A 5368-nucleotide genomic window follows, 5' to 3' on the forward strand; every position below is an offset into this window, starting at 1 on the left:
CCTGGCCGAAAAAATGGATCCGGCGGCCGTCATCGAGATGGTCAAGCAGTCGGGCCTGCGCGGCCGCGGCGGCGCGGGCTTCCCGACCGGCCTGAAGTGGAGCTTCATGCCGCGCCAGGCGCCGGGCCAGAAGTACATCCTGTGCAACTCCGACGAATCCGAGCCTGGCACCTGCAAGGACCGCGACATCCTGCGCTACAACCCGCATTCGGTGATCGAGGGCATGGCCATCGCCTGCTACGCCACCGGCTGCACCGTGGGCTACAACTACCTGCGCGGCGAATTCCACCACGAGCCCTTCGAACACTTCGAGTCGGCCCTGAAGGAAGCCTATGCCAACGGCTGGCTGGGCAAGGACATCCAGGGTTCGGGCGTGGACGTGGACATCCACGGTGCGCTCGGCGCCGGCGCCTACATCTGCGGCGAAGAGACCGCGATGATGGAATCGCTGGAAGGCAAGAAGGGCCAGCCGCGCTACAAGCCGCCGTTCCCGGCCAACTTCGGCCTGTTCGGCAAGCCCACCACCATCAACAACACCGAAACCTACGCGTCGGTGCCGGCGATCATCCGCAACGGCGCCGAGTGGTTCCTCAACCTCGGCAAGCCCAACAACGGTGGCCCGAAGGTGTTTTCGGTGTCGGGCCACGTCAACAACCCGGGCAACTTCGAAGTCCGCCTGGGCACGCCCTTCAGCGAACTGCTGGAGATGGCCGGTGGCGTGAAGGGTGGCCGCAAGCTCAAGGCCGTCATCCCCGGCGGCAGCTCGATGCCGGTGCTGCCGGCGGAAATCATGATGGGCTGCACCATGGACTACGACTCGATCCAGAAGGCTGGTTCGGGCCTGGGTTCGGGCGCCGTCATCGTGATGGACGAAACCACTTGCATGGTCCGCGCCTGCCAGCGCATCGCGCGTTTCTACTACGCCGAATCCTGCGGCCAGTGCACCCCGTGCCGCGAAGGCACCGGCTGGATGTACCGCATGCTGACCCGCATCGCCGAAGGCAAGGCGGTGCTCGAAGACCTGGACATGCTCAAGGCCGCCGCCGGCCAGATCGAAGGCCACACCATCTGCGCCTTCGGCGAAGCCGCCGCCTGGCCGGTGCAGGGTTTCCTGCGCCATTACTGGCACGAGTTCGAATACGCCATCGTCAACAAGCGTTTTTACGTCGACGACCTGGCCAAGGGCCAGCTCGCCACCACGGAGCAGGCCGCATGAGCGCCCAGCCGACCAACACCACCGCGCCGGACCTGGTGAACATCGAGATCGACGGCAAGCCGATGCAGGCGCCGAAGGGCTCGATGATCATCCACGCCGCCGACAAGGCCGGCGTCGCGATCCCGCGCTTCTGCTACCACGAGAAGCTGCCGATCGCGGCCAACTGCCGCATGTGCCTGGTGGACGTCGAAAAGATGCCCAAGCCGGCACCGGCCTGCGCCACGCCGGTGATGGAAGGCATGAAGGTCACCACCCAGACCAAGCGCGCGCTCGATGCGCAGCGCAACGTCATGGAATTCCTGCTCATCAACCACCCGCTCGATTGCCCGATCTGCGACCAGGGCGGCGAGTGCGAGCTGCAGGACCTGGCCATGGGTTACGGCCGCTCGGTGTCGCGTTTCGTCGAGCGCAAGCGCGTGGTGCCGGACGAGGACATGGGCTCGCTGGTCGCCACCGACATGACCCGCTGCATCCAGTGCACCCGCTGCATCCGCTTCACCGCGGACGTCGCCGGCACCTTCGAACTGGGCGGCATGTACCGCGGCGAACGCCTGCAGATCGGCACCTACGACGGCAAGCCGCTGATGACCGAACTCTCGGGCAACGTCATCGACGTCTGCCCGGTCGGCGCGCTGACCAACAAGGTCTTCCGCTTCCGCGCCCGCGCCTGGGAGCTGATCGCGCGTGAATCGCTCGGTTACCACGACGCGCTGGGCTCGAACCTTTTCCTGCACACCCGCCGCGGCGAAGTGCTGCGCACCGTGCCGCGCGACAACGAAGCGGTGAACGAGTGCTGGCTGTCCGACCGCGACCGTTATTCGCACGAAGGCCTGTATTCCGCCGACCGCGCCACCCGCCCGATGCTGCGCGAAGGCGACGGCTGGCGCGAAGCGTCCTGGGACGAAGCCCTGGCCCAGGCGGCCAAGCTGCTCAAGGAAGCGGGCCAGTCGCTGGGCGTGCTTGCGCACCCGGCCACCAGCAACGAAGAAGGCGCCCAGCTGGCGTCCCTGGCCAAGGGCCTGGGCACCGCCCACGTCGACCACCGCCTGAAGGCGCTGGACTTCGCCGACGCCGCCTTCGCCGAACCCTTCCAGCTGCCGGCCGCCGAACTCGAGCTGGCCGACACCGTGCTGCTGGTCGGCTGCAACCTGCGCCACGAACTGCCGCTGCTGCACCAGCGCCTGCACAAGGCCGGCAAGCGCGGCGCCAAGGTGTTCTGCGTCAACCCGGTGGACTTCGAGTTCACCTTCCCGGTGGCGGGCAAGCGCATCGTCGCGCCGTCCGCGCTGCCGGGCGCGCTGGCCGAGGTCGCCAAGGCCGCCGGTGCTTCGCTGCCGGCCGGCATCCAGGGCGACGGGCACGAAGGCGCCAAGGCCATCGCCGAAGCGCTGGCCAAGGGAAACAAGGCCGTCATCGTGCTCGGTGAAATGGCCGAAAACCACGCCCAGGCGTCCTGGCTGCGCGCCGCCGCGCGCGCACTGGCTTCGGCCTCGGGCGCCAGCCTCAACCGCATTCCGCAGGGCGCCAATGCCATCGGCCTGGCCCGCCACGGCCTGCGTCCGGGGCAGGGCGGCCAGGATGCCGGCGCCATGCTGGCCAAGCCGCTGCCGGCCTACCTGCTCTACGGCGTCGAGCCGCAGTTCGACTTCGCCCACGGTGCCCAGGCGCTCAAGGCGCTGGCCGGCGCCAAGGTGGTGGCCTTCTCGGCCTACGCCAGCGAAGACCTCAAGAAGCTGGCCCAGGTGATCCTGCCGATCGGCCTGCTGCCGGAAATCGACGGCAGCCTGACCAACCTCGACGGCACCGACCAACTGGGCCTGGCCGGCGGCAAGCTGCCGGGCGAGGCGCGTCCGGGCTGGCGCGTGCTGCGTGCCCTGGGCGGCCAGCTGGGCCTGTCCGGCTTCGACTACACCGACCTGCACGGCCTGCGCGCCGGCCTGTCGCCGCAGGCTCCGGCCGCGGGCGAAGGCCTGGCCGAAGCCGCCAAGCTGGATGAAACGGGCCTCGAGCGCATCACCAGCACCCCGATCTACCGCGGCGACGCGGTGCTTCGCCGCGCGGTCGCGCTCAATGCGCATCCGCTGACGGCGGGTGCACGCGTCGTACTCAACCCCGAAGACGCGCTGGCGCGTGGCCTGTCCGACGGCGCCATGGCCAAGCTTGGCGACGGCCACGGCAATGCCGTGCTGCCGGTGCAGGTCAGCAAGCGGGTTGCCAGGGGCGCCGCCTGGATCGAATCCGACTACGAGGCCACGGCGCCGATCGCGCCGGCGGCGCGGCTCGCCGTGGTGGGGGCCTGAGCATGTTCGATCCGATGCGCGAGTTCTTCCTTTCCTTCGGCGACCTGGGCCTGGTGGTCTGGACCCTGGTGAAGATCCTGGCGATCACGCTGCCGGTGGTCGTGGGCGTGGCCTTCTACACCCTGGCCGAGCGCAAGGTCATCGGCTGGATGCACGTGCGCCACGGGCCGCAGTTCATCGGCGGCTTCATGGGCATCGGCTTCATCCAGGCCTTCGCCGACGTCTTCAAGATGCTGTTCAAGGAGCTGGTGGTCCCGACCAATGCCAGCGGCTTCCTTTACCGGCTGGCGCCGCTGCTGGCGCTGGCGCCGGCGCTGGCGGCCTGGGCGGTCATCCCGTTCGACGACGGCGTGGTGCTGGCCAACGTCAATGCCGGCCTGCTGGTGCTGCTGGCGCTTACCTCGATGGGCGTGTACGGCATCATCATCGGCGGCTGGGCCTCGAACTCGAAGTACGCCGTGCTGGGCGCGCTGCGTTCGGCGGCGCAGGTCATCAGCTATGAGATCGCCATGGGCTTCGCCCTGGTCGGCGTGCTGGTGGCCGCGGGCACGATGAACCTCAGCGAGATCGTCATGGCCCAGGCGGGCAATGCCGGCCTGTTCGAATGGTTCTGGTTCCCGCTGTTCCCGCTGTTCATCATCTACTTCATCTCCGGCGTGGCCGAGACCAACCGCGCGCCCTTCGACGTCGCCGAAGGCGAGTCGGAAATCGTCGCCGGCTTCCACGTCGAATACTCCGGGTCGGCCTTCGCCATCTTCTTCCTGGCCGAATACGCCAACATGATGCTGGTGGCCTTCCTCACCGCCATCCTGTTCATGGGCGGCTGGCTGTCGCCGTTCCCGGCGTCCTGGGGTTTCCTGGGTGCCGCGGGCTGGTGGTGGCTGATCCTGAAGTTCCTGTTCTTCGCCTTCTGCTTCCTGTGGTTCCGCGCCACCTTCCCGCGCTATCGCTATGACCAGATCATGCGCCTGGGCTGGAAGGTATTCATCCCGATCACCATCGTGTGGATCTTCGTGACGGCCATCATGGCCTACAACGAATGGTTCACCCTGGGCGCCTGAGGAAGCCATGAACCGCATCGCCAACTACCTCAAGAGCCTCATGCTGCTGGAGCTGCTTTCCGGCATGAAGCTGACCCTGGGCTACATGTTCAAGCCCAAGTACACGCTCAATTACCCGTTCGAGAAGACGCCGCAGTCGGTGCGCTTCCGCGGCCTGCACGCGCTGCGCCGTTATCCCAACGGCGAAGAGCGCTGCATCGCCTGCAAGCTGTGCGAAGCGGTGTGCCCGGCGCTGGCGATCACCATCGACTCCGAACGCCGCGCCGACGGTTCGCGCCGCACCACGCGCTACGACATCGACCTGTTCAAGTGCATCTATTGCGGCTTCTGCGAAGAAAGCTGCCCGGTGGATTCGATCGTCGAAACCCATATCCACGAATACCACTTCGAGAAGCGCGGCGAAAACATCGTCAACAAGGCCCAGCTGCTGGCCCTGGGCGACCGACTCGAAGACGAGATCGCCGAGCGTCGCGCCGCCGACGCGGCCTTCCGGTGAGGGCAGGGGACAAAGGACAGACATGACTTACGAACTCGCCGCCTTCTATGCCTTCGCCTCGGTCGCCGTACTGGCGGCCCTGGGCGTCATCCTGGCCCGCAACCCGGTGCACGCCGTGCTCAGCCTGGTGCTGACCTTCTTCTCGGTCGCCTGCCTGTGGCTGCTGCTGCAGGCCGAGTTCCTGGGCGTCGTGCTGGTGCTGGTCTACATCGGCGCGGTGATGGTGCTGTTCCTGTTCGTGGTGATGATGCTCGACATCAACACCACGCCGCTGCGTGAAGGTTTCGTGCGCTAC

Annotated in this window: 5 protein-coding genes; all 5 read left to right on the plus strand. The window is 67.2% G+C overall.

The annotated features are described in order from the left end of the window. A partial coding sequence (nuoF, locus tag AACZ35_RS11895; protein WP_339829548.1) for an NADH-quinone oxidoreductase subunit NuoF occupies positions 1-1216 on the plus strand: 1216 nt, incomplete at its 5' end. Then, positions 1213-3516, plus strand: a complete 2304-nt coding sequence (gene nuoG / locus AACZ35_RS11900; RefSeq protein ID WP_339829550.1) for an NADH-quinone oxidoreductase subunit NuoG — start codon at positions 1213-1215, stop codon at positions 3514-3516. The genes nuoF and nuoG, both read left to right, overlap by 4 nt. Before the next feature lie 2 nt (positions 3517-3518). Then, a complete protein-coding gene (gene nuoH / locus AACZ35_RS11905) occupies positions 3519-4577 on the plus strand; it encodes an NADH-quinone oxidoreductase subunit NuoH (protein WP_339829553.1) in 1059 nt (352 codons plus the stop codon). A 7-nt stretch (positions 4578-4584) separates the two neighbouring features. Next, entirely contained in the window at positions 4585-5073 is a 489-nt protein-coding gene (gene nuoI, locus AACZ35_RS11910) for an NADH-quinone oxidoreductase subunit NuoI (protein ID WP_339829555.1), read from the plus strand. A 22-nt stretch (positions 5074-5095) separates the two neighbouring features. Next, positions 5096-5368, plus strand: a 273-nt coding sequence (locus tag AACZ35_RS11915) for an NADH-quinone oxidoreductase subunit J (RefSeq protein WP_339829558.1), incomplete at its 3' end; no start/stop codon positions are given.

The organism is uncultured Arenimonas sp. (assembly GCF_963976025.1).
In the GTDB taxonomy this organism is placed as follows: Bacteria; Pseudomonadota; Gammaproteobacteria; order Xanthomonadales; family Xanthomonadaceae; genus Arenimonas.